A 25970-nucleotide genomic window follows, 5' to 3' on the forward strand; every position below is an offset into this window, starting at 1 on the left:
CTGCTCCTTCTATGGGTGTCTAGGTAATCTACGGAATATGTTGTCGCGTGTCAGCTGCTGCAGCGACTAGATGGCCGCGGCGAAGCCCAGCAGCAAGGGGGCTGCGAATGCCGCGAGCGCGCCACCCACGAGTGGGCCGAAGACCGGAACCCACGCGTACGACCAGTCACTGCCACCCTTACCCTTGATCGGCAGGATCGCGTGCGCGATACGGGGGCCAAGGTCACGCGCCGGGTTGATGGCGTAGCCGGTCGGGCCGCCGAGCGACATACCGATCGCAACGACCAAGAACGCCACAGGAAGCGCCGTGATCGGGCCCAGGCCGCCCGGCACGCCCACCTGAATATCACCGAAGTCTGCGAAGGCAAACACAATGAACACGAGGGTGAACGTGCCGATCACCTCGGTCACGAAGTTCCACCCGTACGAGCGAATCGCGGGCCCCGTCGCAAACACGCCGAGCTTGGCGGCGGGCTCTGCGTCGGCATTGAAGTGGTCGCGGTACGTGGCCCAACACAGGATCGCACCGAGGACGGCGCCGATGAGCTCTGCGGCGACGGCCACCCAGAACATCGTCATCGTAATCTTGCCCGCGATCAACATACCGATCGCGACGGCAGGGTTGAGCAGGCCACCCGAGTAGGCCGAGCCAAGCACGCCGACAAACACGGCAAAGCCCCAGCCCCAGTTCACCATCGCGAACCCGCCGGCGTTACCCTTGGTCTTGGCGAGCGCCACGTTGGCTACAACGCCGCAGCCAAACAGCACGAGCAGCGCTGTGCCCACGAGTTCGGACGTGAAATACAGCCCGAGGTTAATTTCTGTCATGTCTTCATTGACCTTTCGGTGAAATGGGCGCACGGGTGCCCCGCCACACGCTGCCGTGGGCACCCGCGCTAGGAGTTATCCGAGCGGGGCGATCCCACTCGTTCCAAGCGTGACGCGATGCGCGTCACGCAAGATCTGTGTCGCACGTGCAACCTCGCTCGCTCGCGTAGCTTCACTCCAGCCGAGGGTGTCGGCCAAAACCTCGGCGAGCTCCTCGAGCAGTTCGCTCGTGAGGTGCCCGCAGAATGCCAGCGAGGTGCGGCGCTTGAGCAGATCGTCTAGGTGCACGATGTGTTCGGTGCGCGCGAGATACGCGAGCTCTTCGACAAAGTAACCGCGAGCGTGCGCGAGTTCGGTGGGCTGCTCGGGCAGCTCGGCGATGAGCGCGGCCGCTCGCGTGCCATAGCGCGCAAGCAGCGAAGCAACGATTGTTTGGTCGAGACCGTCACCGTGCGCGGTGACCCACAACCGTTCAGCACCCTCGGTGGTCGGAAACTCTTTGCCCCCGCCAATCGAAAGATTCGTGGTTTCGACCGTGCGCTTGCCACCGATCCGGGTCATGACCTCGGTGGCGAGGTGCTCAGCGAGCGCGCGGAACGTGGTCCACTTGCCGCCCACGAGGCTCAGCGTGGGCGTCTGGCCCATGCGGCCTTCAACAATGCGGTAGTCACGCGAGACGAAGCCAGGGGCGGTGTCGTCGTGCTTGGGCAGCGGGCGAATACCCGAGAAGGAGTACACGATGTCGGAGCGCTTGATCTCGATCTTGGGGAACACGTGGCCCACCAGATCGAAGAAGTACTCGACCTCTTCGTCGGTGCAGACACTGTCCTCGCGCGGATCAGCGTTGATGTCGGTGGTGCCGACGAGCACCCGATCCTTGAGCGGGTAGATCAAGACGATGCGGCCGTCGGAGTGCTCGAAGAAGATTTCACGGCCGCGGGTGGCGGCGAGCAGCTCGGGGTGGTCGAGCACAATGTGCGACCCCTTGGTGCCGCCCATAAACTGCGTCTCTTGCCCGAGCGCCTCGTTGGTCAGGTCGGTCCAGGGGCCGCTCGTGTTGACGACGAGATCAGCGGCGAAGTCGAACTCTGCGCCCGTTACTTCGTCGCGCAGGCGCACCCCGGCATCAGAGTGGCCCACGGCCGAGACATAGTTTGCAGCGCGTGCGTGGCTGCCCGTCTCGATGCCGTCCCACAGCACGTCGAGCGCGAGCCGCTCGGGATCGTGCATCGACGCGTCGTAGTAGGTCGCCGTGTACTTGAGGCCCGGGTTCATATCGGGCAGCTCTTGGAGCGCACGTTTCTTACCGAGAAAGCGGTGCTTCGGCACCTGCCCGCCGCCGCGAGAGAAGGTGTCGTACATCATGAGGCCGACCTTGATCAGAAACGCTCCGCGCTCGTTCGGCTTGCCGCGACCGTGGGTCACGAGCAGCCGGAACGGGGCTGAAAGGATACCCGAGAAGGTCTTGTAGATCGGGATCGTTGTCTCGAGTGGCTTGACATAGTGCGGCGCGATGCGCAGCAGTCGGTTGCGCTCGGTAACGGACTCTTTGACGAGCCGAAACTCACCGTTCTCGAGGTAGCGAATACCCCCGTGCACCATGTGACTCGAGGCCGAAGACGCCCCCGAGACATAGTCCCCCCGCTCTACAAGAGCAACGTCGACGCCCTGGAGCGCGAGGTCGCGGAACGTGGCGATGCCGTTGATACCCGCACCGATCACCAGCACGCGCGCGTTGGGTCGGCCGGTGAGCGACGCAATACGGGCGGTGGTTGCCTCTGAAAAATCTGATTGATCCTGCACGCCCCCAGCATGGGCCGCTATGGTCATGAGTGCAACTATTCTGCACAAACGTGCAAAAACCATCACCCGTGTCGCAAAGGAGTTTCGTGACTGCTAGGGAACGCGTACCCCGCGCCGAGATTGCGCTGCGTGCCGCACGGCTGTACTACCAGCAGAATCTCACCATGGAAGCGATTGCTTCAGAGCTGCGGGTGTCGAGGTCTTCAGTTTCACGTCTGCTCACGTTTGCGCGAGAAAGTGGTCTCGTTGAGATCACCATTCACTCCCCCGAGGCAGCCCAGAACGAGCTCGAAGCGTGGTTCTCAAACACCCTCGGGGTGACCGCGCACGTCGTGCGGGCCCCCGCGCGCGCCACCGAACTCGAGGTGCTTGATCGCACCGCACACACGGCGGCGGGTGTACTCACCCAGGCTGTGAGCTCTCAACTCACGATGGGTGTGGCCTGGGGATCCACGCTTTCGACCGTCGCCAGCAGGCTGCCCTCAAAGCCCACGCACGCCTCGCATGTGGTGCAGATGAATGGCGCGGTCAACCTGCAGACAACCGGTATCTCATACGCGGGTGACCTGCTGGGGCGGTTCGCGACGGCGTTCGACATGACCGTGCACGAGTTTCCCGTGCCCGCCCTGTTTGATGACCCGCTGACTAAGCAGGCGATGTGGCGCGAGCGTAGCGTGCGCGCGGTGCGCGAGCAGCAGGCGCGGGCCGGGTTGTTTGTGTTTGGGCTCGGTTCACCGCAAGCAGAGCTGCCCTCACACGTCTATTCAGGCGGGTACCTCGACCGCGAAGACCGCGCCGCCATCAAACGCTACGGCGTCGTGGGCGACTGCGCCACGGTGTTCTATCGCGCCGACGGCAGCGATGACGGGATTGATCTGAACGAGCGCTCGAGCGGCCCGTCGCTCGATGCTATTCGTGAGATTCCGCACCGGCTGTGCATTGTCACGAGCACCTCCAAACGCGATAGCCTGCGCGGCGCACTCGCGGCAGGACTCATCACCGAACTGGTCGTCGACGAGGCCCTAGCCCGGGCCGTGTATACCTGGCACACCGGCAACAAGGGGCGGTAGGGCGCCGCACCGCAATTCATGATTACAGTGAGACTTAGTGAGCCCCTGTAATCAAACCGGTAGGCCCCAAGCCATTTGGTGCACCGCGCGCCATGCTGGTAGCGTTCGACTCAGGGCGGCTTCACTGTGCCCACAAGATTTCTATTTAGGCGAGGTGAGACAGTGCCCAGCGACAGTTGCAGTTTCAAGCCGGGCTCCCCTCGCATTCTGCGCTTGTAGCATGCCCAGGGCCCGGCACCCACGAATACCCTCACACGGGAAGTTCCGTGTGAACCATTCGCCTGGCCGTTAGGCCGGCCCACCGAAAGTGGTGCCTCATGACACACATTCAGCCCACCCCCATCGACACCACGATTTCGCTCGTCGAGCGACATCTAGGCGCCCGCGATCTGCCGGCCCTCACCGAGCAGCTCGGCCTGCTGCCGGTGCCAGATGTTGTACTCGCGTTTGAGCGCGTTTCGTCGAAGGAACGCGCGGTGCTCTACCGCCTGCTCACCAAAGATCGCGCGCTCGAAGTGTTCGAGCTACTCGACCCCACGCTGCAAAGCGACCTGTTGCACGGACTGCAGGACTCAGAGGTGACGCGCCTCTTCGCAGAGCTCGACCCCGACGACCGCGCTTGGCTCGTCGACGAGGTGCCCGCCGCGCTCGCGACGAGGCTCTTGCGGGGCCTCCCCGAGAAGGAGCGCGTCAACACGGCTGCCCTGCTCGGCTACCCCCAGGGCAGCACGGGTCGGCGCATGACCCCCGAGTATGTATCGACGCGCGCAAGCTACACCGTGGCACAGAGCCTCGACCGCGTACACGCTGGCCTGCACGAGGCCGAGACGGTCTACACAATCCCCGTGCTCGATGACTCTCGTCACCTCGTGGGCATCGTCAGCCTCCGCGATCTCATGGCCGCTGACCCCGAGGCGACTATCGCATCGATTATGCAGGAGCCGCACTCGGCCGAGGCGGTTGAAGAAGCAGAGGTTGCGGCCCGCCGCATCACCGACCTCATGCTGCTCGCGATGCCCGTCGTCGACAGCGAGTCCAGGCTCGTCGGCATGTTCACGATTGACGATGCCGTGCGCATCCTCGAGCACGAAGAGAGCGAAGACGCCGCTCGCCAGGGTGGCACCGAACCGCTGCGCCGGCCCTACCTGTCGACGCCCGTGTTTACGCTCGTAAAGTCGCGCGTCGTGTGGCTGCTCGTGCTCGCGGTCGGTGCAACGCTCACGGTGCAGGTGCTCGAGGTGTTTGAGGCAACCCTCGAACAGGTCACGGTGCTCGCGTTGTTTGTGCCGCTACTCATTGGCACGGGCGGCAACACCGGTAATCAGGCCGCCACGACCGTCACGCGCGCCCTCGCGCTCGGCGATGTACGCCCGAAGGACCTCGTGCGTGTGCTCACGCGCGAGCTGCGCACGGGCGCATCACTCGGGCTGCTGCTCGGCAGCCTCGGTTTCGCCATCGCGGGACTCGTGTACTCCCCCGAGATCGGCGCGGTGATCGGCCTCACCCTGCTCGCGGTGTGCACGGTCGCCGCGGCCGTCGGCGGCGGCATGCCGCTGCTTGCTCGCGCGGTAAAGGTCGACCCGGCTGTGTTCTCGAACCCGTTCATCTCGACGTTTGTTGACGCCACCGGCCTCATCATCTACTTCATGATCGCGCGCGCGATCCTGCAGCTGTGACCCTCGCCGCCTGGGGCGGCCTCGCGCTGGCCTGGGGTGCGGCCGTCGCAATGCCCGGCCCCGATGTACTGCTCGTGCTCCGCCTCGGCGTGCGCGAGCGCCGGGCCGCGGTGCTGTCTGCGCTCGGCATCATGGCTGGCAACGTCGTGTGGATCACGGCATCGGTGCTCGGCATGGGCGCGCTGCTGGCGGCCGCCCCGGCGCTGCTGCCCGCGATCCAGCTCGTAGGCTCCGCCGTACTGGCCTGGCTCGGTGTGCAAAGCGCGCGCGGCGGCATCGCCCAGCTGCGACAGGCGCGATCCGGATCGAGCGAAGCCGCCCCCGCCCACACCCGCAGGCCGTTTGTGTTGGGGGTCACGACGAACCTCGCGAACCCGAAGGCGCTCGTGTTTTTCACGGCCCTGCTCAGCCAGTTTCTGCCCGCTCAGGCGAGCGTCAGCACGCAGGGGGCGATCATCGGCGCGATGATCGTGTCGGGCGTGGCCTGGTTTGTGGGTATCGCGCTCGCCTCGTCTGGCGCCGGGTTTCGCGCGCGGTTTGCCCGCCTCGCCCCGTGGATCGATGTGGTCGCGGGCGCGCTCTTCGTGGTGATCGCGGCGGTGATCGCCGCGCAGGCCACGCTGCTGCTCACATAAGCTACGCGAACGGCCCCGAGTGCAAGCACCCGGGGCCGTTACGCTGTACGCGCGGTGCGCGCCTCGCGGGCTAGGCGCCCAGGCGCGCGATGATTTCGGGCGCGAGCGCCGTGAACGCGCGCGTGCGGTGCGAGTGCTGATCTTTCTCGGTCGAGGTCAGTTCGGCCGCCGAACGGTTCATGCCCTCGGGTTCAAACACCGGATCATAGCCGAAGCCGTTCTCGCCGGTCGCTTCGCGCAGCAGCGTTCCCTGCCACACCCCCAGCTCGCACACCTCGGTGGCGGGCTGACCCGGCACCGCCGGGTCACCAGGAATCACGAGCGCGGCCGCGCACACAAAGCCCGCCTGCCGGTGCGCGTCAGCCACATCGGTGAGCTGCCACAGCAGCAGGTCAACGTTGGCCTTATCGTCGCGCGACGGGCCGCTCCAGCGCGCCGAGAAGATGCCGGGCATGCCGCCGAGCACATCGACGGTGATGCCCGAGTCATCGGCGATCGCGGGCAGCCCGGTGTGTGCGGCCGCCGCGCGCGCCTTGATCAGCGCGTTCTCTTCGAAGCTGAGGCCGTTTTCGACGGGCTCGGGCCCGTCGTAGCCTACGAGTTCGATGCCGGGGATCTGCGGGCCGAGAATGCGGCGCAGCTCCTCGAGCTTGTGCGCGTTGTGCGAGGCGAGAACAATCTTCAGGGTCATGCGGCACCTCCGTTGTCGGCCGACAGCACTTCGCGCTGCAGCAGGGTCAGCTCTTCGGCACTCGCGAGCGCCAGGTCAAGCAGCGCATTGAGTTCATCGCGCTTAAACGGCACGCCCTCGGCCGTGCCCTGCACCTCAATGAAGTCGCCCGAGCCTGTCACAACCACGTTCATGTCGGTCTCGGCCGCCGAATCCTCGGTGTACGCGAGATCGCTCATCGCAGTGTCGCCCACGATACCCACCGACACGGCAGCCACCGAGTCCTTGAGCGGCTGCGCCTTCTTCGAGATGTGCCCGTTCGCGCGCGCCCACTCGATCGCGTCAGCGAGCGCCACGTAGGCGCCTGTGATCGACGCAGTGCGGGTACCGCCGTCGGCCTGCAGCACGTCGCAGTCGATGACGATCGTGTTCTCGCCGAGCGCCTTCGTGTCGATCACAGCGCGTAGGCTACGCCCAATGAGACGTGAGATCTCGTGGGTGCGGCCACCGATCTTGCCCCGCACCGACTCGCGCTGCATGCGCTCGTTCGTCGACCGCGGCAGCATCGAATACTCTGCGGTCACCCACCCGGTGCCCTCGCCCTTGAGCCAGCGCGGCACTCCCGGAGTGAACGACGCGGTGCACAGCACGCGCGTGTTGCCAAAAGAGATGAGAGCACTGCCCTCGGCCTGCGCGCTCCAGCCGCGTTCGATCGTGACGGGGCGCATCTCGCCGACCAAACGGCCGTCGACGCGGGTGTACTCAGACATGGGTCTCCTTGGGTGGTATTGAAAATACGATACGACGAGCGCGGGGCGACATGCTAGCCCCGCGCTGTGGTCTACGAGAGTGGGCTTTAGCGGGGCACGGTGATGGCCCCCGTGTGCACGAGGTCGACGGCGTCGATCTGGGTGCCGAGCATGCGGCGTGCGAGATCTACAAACCCGGCGGTGTCGGGGCCCGTCGCCTCGTACCTCAGCTCTGGTTCTTGGGTGCTGGGTGGGCGCAGCAGGTTCATCTCGGTGAGCACCTGAAACACCTCGTTCGCGGTCTCGATGTCGCTCGATACGAGCGCCACATCTGGGCCCACGACCTGCCTGAGGGCACCGCGCAAGAACGGGTAGTGCGTGCAACCGAGCACGAGCGTATCGATGCCCTCGGCGATGAGCGGTGCGAGGTATCCCTCGGCCACGCGGTGCACCTCGGGACCGCTCGTCTCACCGGCCTCGACGAGCTCAACGAATCTGGGGCACGCGGCTGCTGTGAGCCGGATCTCGGGCCGCATCGCAAACAGGTCGTCGTACGCGCGTGACTGGATCGTGCCCTGCGTGCCGATCAGCCCAACCCTGCCGTTGCGTGTGATCGAGGCGGCGCTACGCACGGTCGGTCCGATCACTTCGACGACGGGCACGTCGTAGCGCTCGCGCGCATCGCGCAGCACCGCCGCCGAGGCCGTATTGCAGGCGATCACGAGCATTTTGACGCCCTGGGCGACTAGGTCGTCAAGGATTTCAAGAGCAAACCTACGCACCTCAGCGATGGGGCGCGGGCCGTAGGGAGTGCGTTCAGTGTCACCGACGTAAATCATTGATTCGCCGGGCAGTTGGTCACGAATCGCGCGAGCGACCGTGAGCCCGCCCACTCCCGAGTCGAAGACTCCAATGGGGGAATCGGCAGATATGGCGTGCTTACTCACTCGACCAGCCTACCGCCCGGGCCTGGCGAGCTGCGCCGCCCGGGCCCCTCACGCCTTGATCCAGGTGTGGCGATGCAGTTCGGTGAGGCCGTGGGCCTTGATGCCGGCGTAGTGCGCGGCAGCACCGTACCCCTTGTTTGACGCCCAGGCATACTCTGGGTGCGCTTCGGCGGCGTCACACATGAGCAAGTCGCGTGCGACCTTGGCTCCCACTGACGCCGCGGCGACGCTGGCACAGAGCCGGTCGGCTCCCACGCGCGTGCGCACGTTGAGCGGGCTCTTCAGCACGGGCGACAGCCAGTCCTGTGACCCGTCGAGGATGATCGCGGCCTGCGTCACGTCGATGCCCTGCTCGTGCAGTGCGAGGAGGGCGCGGCGCGCCGCTTCCCCGAGCATCTGCGTGATCCCGTGCTCATCAATTTCAGCGGCACTCGCGTAGCCGACGGCGCCGACTCCCCAGGTGGCGACGAGCGGGGCGACGACGACGCGGCGCTTCTCACTCAGCAGCTTCGAGTCGCGCAGCCCCTCAGGAAACGTGTCTGACCCCGCGAGCACGGCGTGCGCGCCGACGGCCACGGGCCCCGCGATCGCTCCACGCCCGACCTCGTCGAGCCCGATCACGAGCGGAGCTCCTGCGGCCCACAGCTCACGTTCGAAATCGAGCGTGGGGTCTTTCTCAGCGTCAGGTTTCAGCGGCCGCATTATTGATCCGGAGCAGACTGCTGAGCCTGGTCAGCTTGCTTGGCTTGCTCAACGCCAGTGAAGGTCCCCTCTGGGGTGCCGAGCCAGGTGAAGTGGTTGAGTGGCCAGTTGATAACGAAGGCGCGGCCCACGATCTCATCTTCGGGCACGAACCCCTTACCGGGCTGGTCCTGGTTATAGCGCGAGTCCTTGCTCTGGTAGCGGTTATCGCCCATCACCCATACCGACCCCTCGGGCACGGTCACGTCGAAGTCGAGCTTTGACGCGGCCGTCTCGCCCGGCGGTATCACGATGTAGGGTTCGTCGAGTGGCACTCCGTTGACGGTCACGCGGCCCTGTGCGTCGCAGCAGGCGACACGGTCGCCGCCCACACCAATGACGCGTTTGACGACGTACTCGTGACTCGTATCAGCGGCAAGCCCAACAGACTGCAGTACTTTCTCGAACCCCCGAGGCGGTTGCGTGCCGCGCGGGTAGAGCCAGCCCCCCGGGTCTTTGAACACGACCACGTCGCCGCGTTTCACATCGATAATGTCGGGCACAAGCTGGTTCACGAGAATGCGGTCGTCGACTTTGAGTGTCTGCTCCATCGACACTGATGGAATATAGAAGCTGCGCACGAGAAACGTCTTAAGCAAAAAAGAAACGAGAAACGCGACCACGAGAATGACGAGCAGGTCACGTATGAAGCCGAGAAACCCACCACCCCGCGCTTTGTTAGCGGGCTGCGCTGCGGTTTCGCTCATGGCGGCTCCTTGAAAATGAGAGAGGGCATGCGACGCTGTCACGGCGCACAGTGGCGGGCCCGCACAGAAAGCGGGCAGACACCTCAGGCTCCCACCTTTTGGGGGTGGGAGCCTGAGAATGACACAGGCGTGTCGTAAACAGCCTGCAGGAAGAGCGTGACTTAGCGGTCGCGCTTCTCCTTGATCTTCGCCTTCTTGCCCGTGAGCTCGCGCAGGTAGTAGAGCTTCGCACGACGAACGTCACCGCGGGTGACGACCTCAATCTTGTCGATTGCGGGCGAGTGCACGGGGAACTTACGCTCCACGCCAATCTGGAAGCTGATCTTACGTACGGTGAAGGTCTCGCGGATGCCCTCGCCGTGGCGCGAGATTACGACGCCCTGGAACACCTGGACACGCGAACGGTTGCCCTCAACGATGTTGACGTGCACCTTGACGGTGTCGCCGGCGCGGAACTCGGGAATGTCGCTCTTGAGCGACGCGGCATCGACGTGGTCGAGCTTCTGCATGATTGTCTCTCTCTGCGCCCGCCGTAAGTCGGGATCGCGGATTTCTAAAAGTACTAAGGTGTTTGGCTCACGGTGTGTGCGGACCCTCACGGCAGTGCCGCACCGTGGCACAAGGATCAATTATGCCACATGCCCGGCCCGCATACGACACGAGACACGATGTCGGTAGCACCTGGCATGATCATAGGCATGAACGCAGGCATGAACGAGCAGCAAGCCTCCCCCGCTCTCACCGACACGCGCGCCGCTGCGACAGCGCTCCTACGCAGCCTGACGGGCCGTGCAGACGCCCAGTTTCACCCCGGCCAGTTCGAGGCGATCAGCGCACTCGTCGACGACCGTCGCCGCGCGCTCGTCGTGCAGCGCACCGGCTGGGGCAAGTCGGCAGTGTACTTTGTGGCGACGGGGCTCCTGCGGGCTCGCGGGGCGGGGCCGACCCTGCTCGTATCGCCCCTGCTCGCGCTGATGCGCGACCAGGTAGAGGCTGCCGAGCGTGCCGGAGTGCGCGCCGCCGCTATCAACTCGGCCACGGCCGACGAGTGGAGCGATATCTCGGCGAAGCTCGCGGCCGATGAGATTGACGTGCTGTTGGTGTCGCCCGAGAGACTCAACAACCCAGCGTTTCGCGAGGCGCAGCTGCCGGGTCTCCTCGCCCGCATGGGACTGCTGGTGATCGACGAGGCGCACTGTATATCTGATTGGGGCCACGATTTTCGCCCAGACTACCGCCGCATTGCGACGCTGATTAATCAGATTGACCGGTCCATTCCCGTGCTCGCGACGACCGCAACAGCAAATGGCCGGGTGGTCGCCGATGTCGCAGAGCAGCTCGGCAGCGATGTACTCACACTGCGGGGTTCGCTCTCACGCGCCTCGCTGCGGCTCGGGGTGCTAAACCTCCCGTCGGCGCGCGACCGGCTCGCGTGGCTGATCTCGCACCTGGGCTCGCTGCCCGGCAGCGGCATCGTGTACGCCCTCACTGTGTCGGCCGCCGAAGACACGGCGGCGCTGCTGCGCGACGCAGGCATGCAGGTCGCTTCATACACCGGCCGCACCGACCCAGAGGAGCGCGCCCGGCTCGAGCAGGCGCTCAAGGCGAACGAGGTGAAGGCGCTCGTGGCGACGAGCGCGCTCGGCATGGGGTTCGACAAACCCGACCTTGGCTTCGTAGTGCATCTCGGAGCCCCTTCCTCGCCCGTCGCCTACTACCAGCAGGTGGGGCGCGCGGGGCGCGCCACCGATCACGCCGACGTGCTGCTCTTGCCAGGCCGCGAAGATATCGAGATCTGGCGCTACTTTGCGACCGCGTCAATGCCGGATCCGGAGAGGGCCGCGGCCGTCATCGCCGCGCTCGGTGACGAGCCGCTGTCGACGCCCGCGCTTGAGGCGCGCGTGGACCTAAAGCGCACCCAGCTCGAGCTGCTGCTCAAAGTGCTCGACGTCGACGGCGCGGTGCGCCGCGTGAAGGGCGGATGGGTGGCGACTGGCACCCCCTGGCATTACGACGCCGAGCGCTACGCCCGCATCGCTGCAGCCCGCGTGCAAGAACAAGAAGCGATGCTCGCCTACGAGCACGGTGAGACCTGCCGCATGGAACTGCTGCAGCGGGAGCTCGATGATCCGGCGGCGGCAGCGTGCGGCAGGTGCGACGTGTGCGCAGGGCCCTGGTACCCGACAGACCTGTCGGGTGAGGCGGCATCGCGGGCGGCGAGCCAACTCGATGGCACTGGGGTGCCGATCGAGCCGCGCGGTATGTGGCCAACGGGCGCAGACAAGCGCGGTCTGCCGGTGCGCGGGCGCATCACCCCGGCAGAGAAGGCACTGACCGGCCGCGCGGTGGCGCGGCTCACCGACCTCGGGTGGGGCGGCACGCTGCGCGAACGGTTTGCGGTTGGGGCACCCGATACACCGATCGATGCGCGCCTACTGGAGGGCGTGATCGCGACGCTGCGCGACTGGCCGTGGGCCGAGCGGCCCGTAGGAGTGGTCGCGATGCCGTCCATGACCCGGCCGCAGCTGGTGGCGTCGACGGCCGCCGCGATTGCCGAGCGCGGGCGGCTACCCTACCTGGGTGCGCTCGAGGCCGACCCGACTCGGCCCATCGCGGGCCCCGGCGGTAACAGCGCGTTTCGCCTCGCATCGGTGTGGGGCAGGTTCTCGGTACCCGAGCAGCTCCAGGCGGTGCTCGCGAACGCTCCCGGCCCCATCCTGCTCGTCGACGACCTCGTCGACAGTCGCTGGAGCTTCACGGTAGCTGCACGCGAGCTGCTGCGCGCGGGGGCCCCGGCGGTGCTCCCCTTCGCGCTCGCCAGCGTGGGGTAGCCGTGAGGCAGCAGCGGGGTGGGCGGCGGGCGGGCGTGGGGCGTGCGGGCGTGCGGGCGTGCGGCGGGCGTGTTCGATCGGCGCTTAGCCTGCGACGTCGATCACGTCGCGGTAGAGCAGCCCCGTGTCAGCCATGGCGGTTCCATCAGCCGCTCCGGTGCTGCCCGAGGCGTTCGTCTCGCACGAAATCGCTTGCTCCATGCATGCCATCAGATTGTCATTCGTCACCGTTCCCACCAGGGTAAAGCTGTCGATTAGAAAGGGCAGGCCGTTCGAGCCGAGCGGTGACGGCGAGCTCATCACGTGAAAGTGCAGGTGCGGCATATCGGTGTTGCCCGAGTTGCCGAGCTGCCCGATCACGTCGCCGCGCTTCAGCTCTTGCCCTACTTTGAGGCCCTGGGGGTTCGCGCCCTGTAAATGCGCGTAAAAGGCGTAGCGCCCATCACCGATGTCTTGCACAATGTTGTTGCCGCCGTACTGCGAGAGCTCCAGCCCGCCCGGGTGTGCGCCGGGCTGCGCCTCGGGCAGGCTCCACTCCATCGAGACGATTGGCCCGTCTGCAACAGCAACGAGGTCGGCCCCGTAGTAGGCGTAGCTGCTCAGGTCGTCAATGGCTCCATCAAAGATGCGGCCTTCTTCGTCGAGTTGCACAAAGTCAATCGCAAACCGCTCTGGCGCGTAGAGCCCGCCGTTGATCGGGTTCACCGCCGACCTGTGCGGCGTGACCTCGCAGCAGCTATTGCCGTCGAGCCAGCCTGCACCCTGCACCGGTGACCCGATAACAACGGGCTGCTGCTCGCTCACATCGACGGGCGCAATCTGCTGCGTCATCGTGGATTCGATCATCGGTGGCATCGCTTCTGCTGGCGAGAGCGTCACCGCGTGTGTCAGCGCGCGCGGCACCGCATCGGGTGACGCGACTTTCACGTCGAGTGTGATGATCGCTTGCTGCCCGGGTGCGAGTGTACGCGTGGGAGCCGCGGCCCCGAGAGGCCGAACCCACGGCGTGAGTGCATCACCCTGTAATGCCAGGAGTTCGTCGCCATCACCCACGACCGTGAGCGCATCGACGGTGAGCTGCTGCCCCAGCACGTTCGTGAGCAGCAGCTCGTACGCGAGGTGCATCTTACTGTCGGTTGACGGCACAGCCTCAGGCGCAGCGAGCACCTCCCCCACGAGCGGAGTGAATGCGTCTTTGTCTGACGCTCCTGCGGGCGACGCTGCAGACGATTGCGCCGACTCATCGACGGGGGCTCCGGTCATACTGGGATCGCCTGCCCCCGCGCAGCCCCCCAGCAGAACAATTGTTAATGCCGCAAACGCGGCAACCGCGATCTTGAACATGGTCCAGCATAACATTCGCACACTCGCAGCGTGCAGAAATCTAGTGCTGGCAGCCGGCGCACCAGTAGAGTTTGCGCGCCGCCATCTCCTCAAGAATGATGTTGGCGCCGCACCGCTTACACGGGGTGCCCTCAAGCTTGTACACCCAGTGCCGCTCATCGCGTTCCACGAGCGCCCGCTCATAGTCGGCGCCGGTGAGTCCGTCTATCGTGATCATCTGCCCGACGGTGATGCCAATCTCGAGCAGGTGCACCCAGTCATCCCAGAGCGCCTCGAGCACGGCGCGGTCGAGCGTATTTGCAGGCGTGTGCGGGTTGAGCTCGGCGCGAAACAGCATCTCTGCTCGGTACACATTACCGATGCCCGCGACCACCGACTGGTCCATGAGCACCACACCAATGGCCGTCTTCTTCTTGCCCGCGCGCTCCACGAAGCGGCGCTTTTCAGCGGGGGTGTTGGCGTTTGCCGGGTCGGGCCCGAGCCGCTGAATGACCGCGTCGATTTCGGCGGGAGTCTGCACCTCGCACACCGTCGGCCCGCGCAGGTCTGCGCACACGGTGTCGTTCAAGAGCCGCACACGCACCTGACCCACCGGCTCGGGCGGAAACGCGAGCGACGCCGCGCTCTCACGGTCTTCTTCTGCCATACGCACGCGGGTGCGCCTGGGCGCTCCAATCGAGGTAACCGAGTCTTCGGCGTCGGCGTCGAGCGGGGCAATGCCCGATCCGCTCGGTCGCGAGTGCTCCCCCGTCTGGCCGAGCTTCGAGTGGCCGGGTGTGTACCCGTGAATCATGATCGACGGGTCGACCCGCACTTCGCCCGCGAAGTCCCAGGCGCCGTAGATGCCCAGGTGTACGCGCAGCCAGTGCCCGCCCTCGAACTCGAGAAACATTTGCTTGCCGACGGCACGCGCGTCGAGCATTTTGCGCCCGCTAATCAGCGCGGCACCCTGGGCAAAGCGCCCCTGTGGGCTCGTCACCTCTGGTGACGAGCCCACGAAGTTTGCCGCGAACTGGCGGGCAATGCGGTGTACGGAATGCCCCTCAGGCACGGAACTCCCTTAGTTTGAGTCTGGATCCTGCGACTCCTCCGTCGCGCAGGATGACGTGGGAAGGGTGCAGGATGACGAACGGACCCGCTACGCTCCCGCAGGCCCTACCCTGTCATTCTGCGGGAGCTTGCGACTCGCAGAATCCACACGCATGGATCCTGCGACTCCTCCGTCGCGCAGGATGACATGGGAAGGGTGCAGCAGGATGACGAACGCAGTATTACAGCGTGTCGACCTGCTTACCGGCGATCGCACCGGTGGTCTCGTACTCGCCCAGCTGGTTAATGCGGCGCACGTGGCGCTCGTCACCGGGGAACGGGGTCGCCACGAACAGGTCGATGAACTTGATCGCGTCTTCGACCGGGTGCTGGCGCGCGCCGATCGAGATCACATTGGCGTTATTGTGCTCGCGCGCGAGCTCAGCGGTCGACTCGTTCCACACGAGGGCGGCACGAATGCCCGCCACCTTGTTGGCCGCGATCTGCTCGCCGTTACCCGAGCCACCGAACACAACGCCCAGCGCTTCGACGCCGTCGCGTTCGTCGCGGGCAACGCCCAGTGCGGCGTTAATGCAAAACGAGGGGTAGTCATCGAGCGCGTCGTACTCGGCGGGGCCGTGATCGATCACCTCGTGTCCCTGATCACGCAGATGCTGCTGCAGCTGCTGACTAAATTCGAGGCCGGCATGGTCGGTCGCAACGTGAATACGCATGAGCCGATCATACCGCCCTGACCGGTCAGGATCCGGCCAGAGCGTTGCCGACGCGCGCGTCATTGCCGAGGACCTCAGCAATATGCGCGATCGCGGCCTGAATGCCCTCGTCATCTGCCGGGGCCCAGTCGTCGAGGAGCTCGACCAGGTGCGCACGCACCGCGGTTCGAAGCCTGAGCGCAACGGCCTCCCCCTCATCGCTCAGTCGCGCGCTGTCGCCGACGCTTCTTGGCTCCGGATCGACCGAGACCGCGAGCTTCTTCTGCGTCAGTTCGCTCAGCACGCGAGCCAGTTTCGCAGGCTCAATCTTCGTCTCGGCCGCCATCTGGGTCACGCTGCTCTCTCCGTGCACGTGGAGTCGCCACACCATCCAGGCAGCGCCCGGGCCCAAATCGACCTCGGCGGTCTGCGCCAGCCGCTGGTACACCCGCTTGCGGTCCTCGCCGGTCATGACGCGGGCGATCGCCAGCGTCAGCTCTTGCAGCGACGATGTCTGCTGTGGCATGGCGAATGTGGCGGCAAGATTCGCGTCTTTCGTGGCGGTGCGCAGTTTCACTTCAGGGAGCAACCAGGCGAGGGCAAAAGCAACCACCGCAATGGGCACCGCCGCAAGAAACACCACCTGGATCGCGCCGGCGTAGGCGTCAACGTACCAGGTCTCGACTCCCGCCGGGCAGTGCGATAGCCCGAGCGAAGATTCACCGAGCACCTTGCCGCTGCATTTACCCGTGGCACCGCTCGGAGCATCTGTGGCCAGGCGGCTGGCCAGCTGCCCGGCGAACACTGCTCCGAACACCGAAACTCCCACCGAGCTACCGATCGACCGAAAGAAGGTCGCCCCGCTCGTCGCGGCCCCCAGGTCGCGGTAATCGACGGCATTTTGCACCGCGAGCACGAGCACCTGCATCACGAGCCCCAGCCCGAAGCCGAGCACGAACATGAAGAGGCTCGACGCCACCAAGCCCGTGTGCGGGGTCATCGTCGAGAGTAGGTACAGCCCCACCGCAAAAATGCCGCACCCGAGAATGGGAAAGAGCTTGTACTTGCCAGTCTTCGAGATGATCTGGCCACTGCCCATCGAGGTGAGCAAGAGGCCGACCATCATCGGAAGCATGCGCAGGCCCGAGTCAGTTGCACTGGCGCCCAATACCTGTTGCAGAAATAGTGGCAGGTAGGTGATCGCACCAAACATCGAGAAGCCGACGACGAACCCGATGAGAGACGCCGTGGTGAACACGCGGTTCTTGAACATGCGCAATGGCATCACCGGTTCGGCCGCACGTCGCTCTACGAAAATAAAAGCCACAACCAGTGCCGCACACAACACGATCATGCCAATTGCCTGGGGTGAATCCCACTTCCAGGCGTTGCCCCCAAAGCTGCTGAGCAGCACCACACAGCTTGCGGCTGCGGCGAGAATCATGATGCCGGCGTAGTCGATCTTCTGACGGGTGGACACCTGGGTGCGCGGCAGCACGGACGTCACGACCACCAACGCCACTACACCGATCGGCAGGTTGACGAAGAACACCCAGTGCCACGAGAGGTTGTCGACGAAGTAGCCACCGAGCAACGGCCCCGCCACGCTCGAGACGCCATACACCGCCCCGAACGCACCCTGATACTTGCCCCGATCGCGCGGGGAGACCACATCTCCGATAATGGCCTGCGAGAGCACCATGAGCCCGCCACCGCCAACGCCCTGGAGCGCACGAAACGAGATGAGCTCCGTCATGTTTTGGGAGAAGCCGCACAGCGCAGATCCCACCAAGAAGATGACGATGCAGGCGAGAAACAGTATCTTGCGCCCGTACATGTCGCCGAGCTTGCCCCACGCTGGCGTCGTCACCGTCGACGCCAGCAGATACGCAGTGACGACCCACGCCAGGTGCATGGCACCGCCCAGGTCTTTCACGATCGTCGGGAGCGCGGTAGAGACGATGGTCTGATCGAGCGAGGCAAGCAGCATGCCGAGCATCAGCCCAGAAAATATGATCCAGATACGTTTCTGGTTCAGCTGCCCCTGCGGCTGAGTACTCGGCAGTGTGCTTGATTTGCTCACGGATCCCCCGTTGGATGCCAATGTATTAGTGGTGTGCGCGCACCATGCGCTAGAACTGGGGGCCGGCGCTGCGACCGCGCTTGAGTTCGTAGAACCCGGGCACGCTCGCGGCGGCGTAAATGCCGTCCCACAGCTTCAGGGCGGTTTCGCCCGTGGGGGCGGGGGTGACGACGGGCCCAAAGAACGCGACCCCGTCGATCGAGATGATCGGCACTCCCACGTTGGGGCCCGCGATCTCCATCGCGTGGTCTGTGTTCTCACGCAGCTCGGCGTCGATGGAGTCGTCGTCTGCGGCCTGCGCAAGCTCGGCCAGCAGCCCGAGCGCCGCGAGCGCCTCGGCGATGATCGCGTCGTAGTCGTCGCGGCCACCCGGGTGAATGCGGGTGCCAAACTCTGTGTACAGCGCCCCCACCGATTCGGCGCCGTGCGCGCGCCCGGCTGCGACCGCGACACGGCCCATGCGCAGCCCCTGGTGGTGCCCGTCTGAGTGGCGGCCGCCCTTGTGCCCCTCGTTCAAAATCGCGAGGCTGATCGGGTGCCAGGCGACAGGGAACCCGCGCACCTCAGACACCTCGGTCGCCCACCGGCTGGTCATCCAGCACCAGGGGCAAATCGGGTCGAACCAGAACTCTACGTTGGGCACATTCGCGGTCATGCGTTCACACTATCGCGACCGCGCTCGGCGCCGCAGCTATTACTGCAGCGATCGCTGCAGTCGCTGCTGCAGTGCTACGCCCACGGCACGGGAAACAGCGCCTCGATCTGTGCGTTCTGCGCCACGGAAGGCACAAATACGCTCCCGGCAGCTGCGTTCTGCCGCACCTGTTCGGGGGTGGTGGCCCCCGCGATCACGCTCGCGATCGGCTTGTGCGCAAGCAGCCACCCAAGCGTCGCCTCGAGCATGGTCACGCCCCACTCTTCACACAGTGCGCGATACGCCTCAAGCGCATCCCAGTCTGCAAGCTCGGCGACCTGCGGCCGCTGCCGCATAATGCGGCTGTCAGCTGGAAAGTGATCGCGCGTGAACTTGCCGGTGAGTAACCCGTTGGCGAGTGGAAAGAAGGGCAGCAGCCCGAGCCCCAGGCGCGCGGCCTCGGGCGTCACCGACACATCGGTTTCACGGCGCAGCAGACTGAGCTCGTTCTGCGCTGACACAAACGAGGTGACCCCGTTATCGTCAGCCACGCGCGCGGCCTCCGCCATCTGTTCGGCCGTAAAGTTTGAATGCCCGATGTACCGCACCTTGCCCTCCCCCACGAGCTCGTGGAGCGCCCCAAGGGTCTCTGCGATGGGCACATCGGGATCCGGAACATGCATTTGATACAGATCAATGTGATCGGTCTGCAGCCTGCCTAGCGACCCCTCAATCGACGCGCGAATAAATTCGCGCGAACCGCGGCTTCCCCGGTACGAGGCGGGGGTGTCAGAGTCAGGGTGACCGAACTTCGTGGCGAGCACAATCTCGTCGCGGCGCCCCTTGAGCGCGTGGCCCATGAGCTGCTCACTGCGACCGAAGGCGTAGCCGTAGAGGTCGGCGGTGTCGAAGAACGTCACCCCAGCGTCGATCGCGGCGTGGATCACGGCGTCGGTGCCGGGCTGATCTTCGGTGCGCGAGCCGGGGCGCCCAAAGTTGTTGCAGCCGAGGCCGACGGGTGAGACGACGAGATCACTGGATCCGAGGGTGCGAGTCATGGTTCTACTGTAGTGAGCCACTCGGCGCATCGATAGGGTTCAGGCATAGTCTTAGACCATCACCTTTCACCCTTCGACAGGAGCAGCTGTGCCAGGAACGAACCTCACCCGTGTTGAAGCGCAGGAGCGCGCCGCCGTCGTTACGACCGAGAGCTACGAGATTGCCCTCGACCTGATGACCGGCCCCGACACGTTCGTCGCCGACACGACGGTGCGGTTCACCGGCACGCCGGGCGCTTCGACGTTCATCGACCTCATCGCGGACTCAGTGCAGCTGATCGATCTGAACGGCACCGAGCTCGACCCGGCGACCGTGTTTGCCGACTCGCGCATCGCGCTGCCGGGCCTCGCGGCCGAAAACGTGCTGCACATCGTGTCGACTCAGCGCTATATGAACACCGGCGAGGGCCTGCACCGTTTCGTCGACCCCGCCGACGGTGAGGTCTACCTGTACTCGCAGTTTGAGGTGCCCGACTCGCGCCGCATGTACCCGGTGTTTGAGCAGCCCGACCTCAAGGCTTCGTTTCAGTTCACGATCACGGCCCCCGCACGCTGGCAGGTCGTGAGCAACCAGCCCACACCCGAGCCCTTTGCCGTGGGCGAGCGCCACGGCGAGCAGCTCGCAACGTGGGAGTTTGAGCCCACCCCCGTCATGTCGAGCTACATCACCGCGCTCATCGCGGGCCCCTACCGCGTCGTACGCTCAGAGCTCACGAGCCGCGACGGGCGCACGATTCCGCTTGGCGCCTTCTGCCGCGAATCGCTGGGCGAGTTTCTCGACGCCGACTACATCTTCGAAAAGACCCGCGAGGGCTTCGCGTTCTTCGAGGAACAGTTCGACTACCCGTACCCCTTCGATAAGTACGACCAGCTGTTTGTGCCCGAGTACAACATGGGCGCGATGGAGAACGCGGGCGCCGTCACGTTCACCGAGGCGTACGTGTTTCGCAGCCAGGTCACCGATGCGATGCGTGAGCGCCGCGTCGTGACGATCTTGCACGAGCTCGCGCACATGTGGTTTGGCGATCTCGTAACGATGCGCTGGTGGAACGACCTGTGGCTCAACGAGTCGTTTGCCGAGTACATGTCGACCCTGGGGGTGGCCGAGGCGACCGAGTGGTCTGAATGCTGGACCACGTTTGCCGCGTCTGAAAAGTCGTGGGCGTACCGCCAAGACCAGCTGCCGTCGACTCACCCGATCGTCGCCCCCATTCGCGATCTCGAAGACGTAATGGTGAACTTCGACGGCATCACCTACGCCAAGGGCGCGTCGGTGCTCAAGCAGCTGGTGGCGTGGGTGGGCCGTGAGCCGTTTATGCGCGGCGTGCACGACTACTTTGTGAAGCACCAGTACTCAAACACCGAGCTGCCTGACCTGCTGCAGGAGCTTACGGCGCAAAGCGGCCGCGACCTCACCGAGTGGTCGAAACTGTGGCTCGAAACCGCGGGCGTCAACACGCTGCGTGCTTCGTTTACGCAGGGCAGTGACGGCGCGTTTGAGAGCTTTGCCATCGATCAGACCGCTGCAAGTGAGTACCCCACGATTCGCCCGCACCGCGTCGCGATCGGCCTGTACCGCATCTCGGAGGGTGCTCTCACTCGCGCGCACCGCGTTGAGGTCGACATTGACGGCCCGCGTACCGAAATCGCCGAGCTCGTGGGCCTCGCCCAGCCCGATCTGCTGCTGATCAACGACGACGACCTGACATACGCCAAGATTCGACTCGACGAGCGTTCGCTCGAGACAGTCGAGGGCCATCTGGGCACCATGCCAGATTCGCTTGCGCGCGCACTCGTGTGGGGCACGCTGTGGGATGCGACGCGTGACGGCGAGCTGCCCGCCTCGCGGTTCATCGATACCGTGCTCGCGCACATCGCACGCGAAGACGCTTCGACGACGCTGCGCACGCTCTTGAACCAGCTCGTACTCGCTGCGTCAAGCTACGTTGCACCGTCGCGTCGCGCGGCCACCCTCACGCGCGTGGCCGACGCGCTCTGGCAGCTCGCGGGCAACGCAGATGCTGCGTCAGACCGCCAGTTTCAGTTCGTGAAGACGTTCGCTCACCTCGCACATACGCCCGAACAGCTGGGCCACGTCGCGGCCCTGTTCGACGGGTCGGCGACGCTGCCCGGCCTCACCCTCGACACCGACCTCGGGTGGGAGCTGCTGTTTGCGCTCGTTGCGGGTGGGCGCGCGGGCGAGGAAGAGATCGCCGCCCGCCAGGCGGCCGACCTGACCGCAACTGGCAACCAGGCCGCTGCACACGCCCGTGCGGCGCTGCCGACCCTTGCGGGTAAGGAAGCGGCCTGGGCCTCGGTGTTTGACGAGAGCGACAAGCCCAACGCGATTGTGCGCGCGACCGGACTCGGGTTCTCTCGCGCCCACGACCTCGCACTGCTCGAACCGTTCGTAGACCGTTTCTTTGCGGCGCTCGTGCCGGTCTGGGAGTCGCGCAGCCACGCGATCGTCGAAGAGCTCGTCGAGGGCTTCTACCCGTCGGCACTCGCGGGTGCGCCGCTCGCGGCCGCCTCGCGCGCGTGGCTTGACGCCAACGAGGAGGCGGCGCCTGCTCTGCGTCGCCTCGTAGTTGAGCTGCTCGCAGGGGTTGACCGCGCGATCGCTGCTCAGCAGGTTGACGCGGGGGCGTAAATGGATGGGCTAGCCAACGGTGTCACCGAGGCGGCGGGTAACGCGTTCGCCGATTTTTTGGTGACGTTCAAAGTGCCGCTGAGCATTGTGATCATTGTCATCGCAGCGGGCGTCGTGAACTGGCTGTTGCGGATGCTGCTCACGCGCACCGTAAACCAGATCGTGCGCGGCGTGAAGAAAGCGCAAGACGTCGATGTGACGAGCGAGATTCAAACCTCGCCGTACATTAACGCGCGTGCGGTGCAGCGCACGCGCACCCTCGGCACCGTTGGCCGCGCCGTCATCACCTGGACGATCGCTACGATCGCCCTGTTTCTGATTCTCGGCCAGCTACAGGTCAACGTCGGCGCGATTCTCACCTCGGCGGGTATCGTCGCCGCCGGTCTCGCGTTTGGCGCCCAGAACATCGTGAAAGACATCTTGAACGGCGTGTTCATGGTGTTTGAAGACCAGCTGGGGGTGGGCGATGTGGTCACCGTGGGTGAGATCAGTGGCACCGTTGAAGACGTAGGCATTCGCGTGACGCAGGTGCGCGCACTCGACGGCACACTATGGTTTGTGCGTAACGGCGAGATCCTCACCCTCGGTAACTCATCGCAGGGCTGGGGACGCGCCGTCATCGATGTGACCGTCGACACCGACAACGATATGAACGAGGTCGAACGGGTAGCGATGCTGTCGGCACACTCCCTGCTCACCGACCCCGAGGTCGCCCGCAAGGTGACGGGTGAGCCCGAGGTGTGGGGTATCGAGAGCGCATTCGGTGACCGCGCCACGCTGCGACTCGCGCTGCGCACACGACCCGAGTCACAGTGGGCAGTGCAGCGCGCACTTCGCGCTGCACTGCTGCGCGAGTTTCACAAGGCCGGCATCAAGCTGGCCGCCGAGCTGCCCAAGTATCCGGGCGCACAGCCCTGACTCGGCGCACAGCCCTCAGAAGCCCACACAACCACGATTTCAGGAGGCCACCGCTTTGACCGAACTTCCCATCATTCCCGCAACTTCCGACACTTCAAACGCTGTCGCGCCAGCGCGCACCCTCGGCGCGGGCGAGGCGGGCGGCGCCGTGACCGAGTCGTTCTGGGCGCAGGTCGGCGGCACCGACACCTTTGAGAAGATCACGCGCAAATTCTATGAGGGGGTGCGCCAGGATCCCATCATGGCCCCGATGTACCCCGAAGACGACTGGGAGGGGGCGATCTGGCGGTTGCGCACCTTCCTCGAACAGTACTGGGGCGGCCCCACGACCTACTCAGACAACCGCGGGCACCCCAGGTTGCGCATGCGCCATCAGCCGTACCCCATCACTCCGGCCGCGCGCGACCGGTGGCTGCACCACATGTACGCGGCACTCGACGAGGTGGCGCTCCCGCCCATCTATGACGAGCCGTTTCGCGACTACATTGACCGCGCGGCGCACTCGCTCGTGAACCGCTTCGAATAGCCGCTGGCCAATCTTTGGGCGTGTCTGATTTGACCGCTACCGGCAGCAGTTATTAAGCATTTCGGCTACGGCGCGTCGCCAGTGGTGCACTGGCGTGCAGCGGTGACCGCCCGACCGGCCATTTTCGACACTTGTTAGGGTGAAACGGTACGAGCTGTTGGCCGGTGTACGCCGGTACAGTACTCATCAGTACTCGACGGCGCCGACACTTCTAACGAAGGATCGAAGCTTTTGCCCGTGGCATCCGACCAACCACCCATCGATCTAGACCCAGACGCCGGCCGGGCGGCCGCGGCGCCGCCGCCGCCCCGCTGGCCCGTGCTCATCGGCTCAGCCGCGGTGATCCTCGCCATCGCACTCTGGGCGATCTTCGCGCGAGATCAAGCCGACTCAGTCATTAACACCCTCGTCGGGTGGACCGCCGAGAACTTCGGCTGGTACTACATTCTTACCGCGGGGCTCGTCGTCTTCTTCGTCGTTGTCGTCGCGTTCTCCCCCGCCGGCCGCACCCGGCTCGGCCCAGACCACGCGAAGCCCCAGTTCAGCATGTTCACGTGGGCGTCGATGCTGTTCGCGGCGGGCATTGGTATCGACCTGATGTTCTTCTCGGTGTCAGAGCCCGTGGCACAGTATGTCGCGCCGCCCGAGGGTGACGGCGGCACCATCGCCGCCGCCCGCCAGGCGATCGTGTGGACCTTCTTTCACTACGGCCCCGTCGGCTGGGCGATGTATGCGCTCATGGGCGGCGCGTTCGCCTACTTCGCGTACCGCCGCAACCTGCCGCTCAACATTCGTTCACTACTGACCCCCATCTTCGGTAAACGCGTCGACGGCTGGGGTGGACACACGATCGACATTCTCGCCGTGCTCGGCACCGTCTTTGGCATCGCCACGACGCTCGGCATCGGCGTCGTGCAGCTCAGCTACGGCATGCACGTGCTGTTTGGCACGCCCGACGGCGTCGCCGCGCAGATCGCCCTCATCATCTTGGCGGTCGCGATGGCCACCCTCTCGACCGTATCGGGCGTCGAGAAGGGGATCCGGCGCCTGTCAGAAGCGAACGTGATCTTAGCGATCGCGCTGCTTTTGTGGATCACCATTACGGGTGACTCGCGCCGCATTCTCGAGGGCCTCGTGATGAACGTGGGAGACTTCATGACCGGGTTTACGGGCATGCTGTTTGACACGTTTGCGTGGGAGCGGCCCGACGACTGGATGCAGGGCTGGACCCTGTTCTTCTGGGCGTGGTGGGTCGCCTGGGCGCCGTTTGTGGGCCTGTTTCTGGCGCGCATTTCACGCGGCCGCAGCCTGCGGCAGTTCATCTTCGGCGTGCTCATTATTCCGTTCGCGTTCATCGCGATCTTCATCTCGATCTTTGGTAACTCGGCCCTCGAGATTGTGCTCGGCGGTGATGGCGCGTTCGCCGACACGGCGATGAATCTGCCCGAGCGGGCGTTCTTCGACCTGCTGCAGCAGTACCCCGCCGCCCCCGTCGTGATCGCGGTCGCGCTGCTCACGGGCCTGCTGTTCTACGTCACCTCGGCCGACTCGGGTGCCCTCGTGCTCTCGAACCTCACCTCGAAGGTGGAAGACCCGAAGCAAGACGGCAGCAAGCCGCTGCGCATCTTCTGGTCGGTCGCGACCGGGCTGCTCACGCTCGGCATGCTGCTCGTGGGCGGCGTGCCCACCCTGCAGCAAGCGACACTGATCATCGGGTTGCCCGTATCGCTGCTGCTCTATCTCGTGATGATCTCACTGTTTCGAGCGCTGCGCACCGAGGCCCAGCACCTCGAGGGGTACGAGGCTACGATGCCGGTGCGCTACGCGCCCGCCGAGACCAGCTGGCGCAGGCGGCTGCGCCGCTCGACCACGTTTCCGCACCGGGCGCAGGCCGAGCGCTATATCGACTCGGTCGCAGAGCCCGCCCTCATCGACGTCACCGACGAGCTGCGCAAGTCTGGCGTTGAGGTCGACTTCGAGCGCGCCAACGTCGAGGGCCTCGACGTGCCGTCGCTGCTCGTCACCGCGAAGTTTCCTGAGCAGCAGGACTTCACGTACCAGATCTACCCGGTCGCGCACGAGCTGCCCACCTTCGCCTACCGAAATGTGGGCGGCGCTGAATACTACTTCAGGCTCGAGGTGTTTACTGTCACCGGATCACACGGTTACGACGTTTACGGATTCGACAGCGACCAGATCATCGCAGATGTGCTGGGCCACTACGAGTCGCACCTCGAGTACCTGCGCATTTCGGCGGGCGGCAGCGACGCCTCCATCGGCGAGAGTGAACTCGTGATCACCGACTGGAGCGACGACTTCGAGCATCCCGACTCAGCTACCTAACCCACTTGATTGTCG

At 65.2% G+C, this 25970-nt stretch carries 22 protein-coding genes; 8 read left to right on the plus strand and 14 right to left on the minus strand.

All coding sequences use genetic code 11. The features are described 5' to 3' along the window. Positions 1-66: 66 nt before the first annotated feature. Complete coding sequence (locus ACXR2W_RS10595; protein ID WP_458815782.1) at positions 67-828, minus strand: MIP/aquaporin family protein; 762 nt, start codon at positions 826-828, stop codon at positions 67-69. Positions 829-903: 75 nt separating this feature from the next. Continuing rightward, on the minus strand, positions 904-2658 hold the full coding sequence (locus tag ACXR2W_RS10600) for a glycerol-3-phosphate dehydrogenase/oxidase (RefSeq protein WP_458815780.1): 1755 nt from the start codon (positions 2656-2658) through the stop codon (positions 904-906). A 59-nt stretch (positions 2659-2717) separates the two neighbouring features. Here ACXR2W_RS10600 and ACXR2W_RS10605 point away from each other — a divergent pair, with 59 nt between their 5' ends. From ACXR2W_RS10605 to ACXR2W_RS10615, 3 genes are all read left to right on the plus strand, one after another. Continuing rightward, on the plus strand, positions 2718-3701 hold the full coding sequence (locus ACXR2W_RS10605) for a sugar-binding transcriptional regulator (protein ID WP_458815778.1): 984 nt from the start codon (positions 2718-2720) through the stop codon (positions 3699-3701). A gap of 317 nt (positions 3702-4018) precedes the next feature. After that, positions 4019-5377 (plus strand): magnesium transporter, encoded by a 1359-nt coding sequence (mgtE, locus tag ACXR2W_RS10610; RefSeq protein WP_458815776.1) that lies wholly within the window; start codon positions 4019-4021, stop codon positions 5375-5377. Next, a complete protein-coding gene (locus tag ACXR2W_RS10615) occupies positions 5374-6012 on the plus strand; it encodes a LysE family translocator (protein WP_458815774.1) in 639 nt (212 codons plus the stop codon). Before mgtE ends, ACXR2W_RS10615 begins: the two co-directional genes overlap by 4 nt. 70 nt (positions 6013-6082) lie before the next feature. On the opposite strand, the gene rdgB is transcribed toward ACXR2W_RS10615, so the two are convergent. The 6 genes from rdgB to rplS all read right to left on the minus strand — a co-directional run bounded on the left by rdgB (position 6083) and on the right by rplS (position 10335). Further along, positions 6083-6703 (minus strand): RdgB/HAM1 family non-canonical purine NTP pyrophosphatase, encoded by a 621-nt coding sequence (gene rdgB / locus ACXR2W_RS10620; protein WP_458815772.1) that lies wholly within the window; start codon positions 6701-6703, stop codon positions 6083-6085. Beyond that, entirely contained in the window at positions 6700-7452 is a 753-nt protein-coding gene (gene rph / locus ACXR2W_RS10625; protein ID WP_458815770.1) for a ribonuclease PH, read from the minus strand. The genes rdgB and rph overlap by 4 nt, the downstream gene beginning before the upstream one ends. Before the next feature lie 86 nt (positions 7453-7538). Continuing rightward, on the minus strand, positions 7539-8378 hold the full coding sequence (gene murI, locus ACXR2W_RS10630; RefSeq protein ID WP_458815768.1) for a glutamate racemase: 840 nt from the start codon (positions 8376-8378) through the stop codon (positions 7539-7541). Between the two features lie 48 nt (positions 8379-8426). Beyond that, on the minus strand, positions 8427-9080 hold the full coding sequence (gene rnhB, locus ACXR2W_RS10635; RefSeq protein ID WP_458815766.1) for a ribonuclease HII: 654 nt from the start codon (positions 9078-9080) through the stop codon (positions 8427-8429). Further along, positions 9080-9826, minus strand: a complete 747-nt coding sequence (lepB, locus tag ACXR2W_RS10640; RefSeq protein WP_458815764.1) for a signal peptidase I — start codon at positions 9824-9826, stop codon at positions 9080-9082. The genes rnhB and lepB overlap by 1 nt, the downstream gene beginning before the upstream one ends. 161 nt (positions 9827-9987) lie before the next feature. Then, positions 9988-10335: a 50S ribosomal protein L19 gene (gene rplS, locus ACXR2W_RS10645; protein ID WP_458815762.1), complete on the minus strand. Its 348-nt coding sequence runs from the start codon at positions 10333-10335 to the stop codon at positions 9988-9990. A gap of 201 nt (positions 10336-10536) precedes the next feature. On the opposite strand from rplS, the gene ACXR2W_RS10650 reads away from it, so the two are divergent. Then, the gene (locus ACXR2W_RS10650; RefSeq protein WP_458815810.1) at positions 10537-12657 is read left to right on the plus strand and encodes a RecQ family ATP-dependent DNA helicase; all 2121 of its coding nucleotides are present in this window, start codon (positions 10537-10539) and stop codon (positions 12655-12657) included. Between the two features lie 84 nt (positions 12658-12741). On the opposite strand, the gene ACXR2W_RS10655 is transcribed toward ACXR2W_RS10650, so the two are convergent. The 6 genes from ACXR2W_RS10655 to ACXR2W_RS10680 all read right to left on the minus strand — a co-directional run bounded on the left by ACXR2W_RS10655 (position 12742) and on the right by ACXR2W_RS10680 (position 19518). Beyond that, positions 12742-13920, minus strand: coding sequence for a M23 family metallopeptidase (locus tag ACXR2W_RS10655; protein ID WP_458815760.1), 1179 nt, complete (start codon positions 13918-13920; stop codon positions 12742-12744). Positions 13921-14041: 121 nt separating this feature from the next. After that, entirely contained in the window at positions 14042-15052 is a 1011-nt protein-coding gene (locus ACXR2W_RS10660; protein ID WP_458815758.1) for an Fpg/Nei family DNA glycosylase, read from the minus strand. Between the two features lie 220 nt (positions 15053-15272). Continuing rightward, on the minus strand, positions 15273-15764 hold the full coding sequence (locus ACXR2W_RS10665) for a ribose-5-phosphate isomerase (protein ID WP_458815756.1): 492 nt from the start codon (positions 15762-15764) through the stop codon (positions 15273-15275). A 25-nt stretch (positions 15765-15789) separates the two neighbouring features. Then, positions 15790-17826 carry a DHA2 family efflux MFS transporter permease subunit gene (locus tag ACXR2W_RS10670; protein ID WP_458815754.1) on the minus strand — a complete coding sequence of 679 codons (2037 nt, stop codon included), beginning with the start codon at positions 17824-17826 and terminating at the stop codon, positions 15790-15792. A gap of 49 nt (positions 17827-17875) precedes the next feature. Beyond that, the gene (locus tag ACXR2W_RS10675) at positions 17876-18481 is read right to left on the minus strand and encodes a mycothiol-dependent nitroreductase Rv2466c family protein (protein WP_458815752.1); all 606 of its coding nucleotides are present in this window, start codon (positions 18479-18481) and stop codon (positions 17876-17878) included. 74 nt (positions 18482-18555) lie between these two features. Continuing rightward, the gene (locus tag ACXR2W_RS10680) at positions 18556-19518 is read right to left on the minus strand and encodes an aldo/keto reductase (protein ID WP_458815749.1); all 963 of its coding nucleotides are present in this window, start codon (positions 19516-19518) and stop codon (positions 18556-18558) included. Between the two features lie 88 nt (positions 19519-19606). Here ACXR2W_RS10680 and pepN point away from each other — a divergent pair, with 88 nt between their 5' ends. The 4 genes from pepN to betT all read left to right on the plus strand — a co-directional run bounded on the left by pepN (position 19607) and on the right by betT (position 25955). Further along, complete coding sequence (gene pepN / locus ACXR2W_RS10685) at positions 19607-22168, plus strand: aminopeptidase N (RefSeq protein WP_458815747.1); 2562 nt, start codon at positions 19607-19609, stop codon at positions 22166-22168. Further along, positions 22169-23086: a mechanosensitive ion channel family protein gene (locus ACXR2W_RS10690; protein WP_458815745.1), complete on the plus strand. Its 918-nt coding sequence runs from the start codon at positions 22169-22171 to the stop codon at positions 23084-23086. Positions 23087-23141: 55 nt separating this feature from the next. Next, positions 23142-23612: a globin gene (locus ACXR2W_RS10695; RefSeq protein WP_458815743.1), complete on the plus strand. Its 471-nt coding sequence runs from the start codon at positions 23142-23144 to the stop codon at positions 23610-23612. Between the two features lie 237 nt (positions 23613-23849). Continuing rightward, complete coding sequence (betT, locus tag ACXR2W_RS10700) at positions 23850-25955, plus strand: choline BCCT transporter BetT (RefSeq protein WP_458815741.1); 2106 nt, start codon at positions 23850-23852, stop codon at positions 25953-25955. The last annotated feature ends 15 nt before the right edge of the window (positions 25956-25970 follow it).

This window comes from Leucobacter faecis (assembly GCF_054456695.2).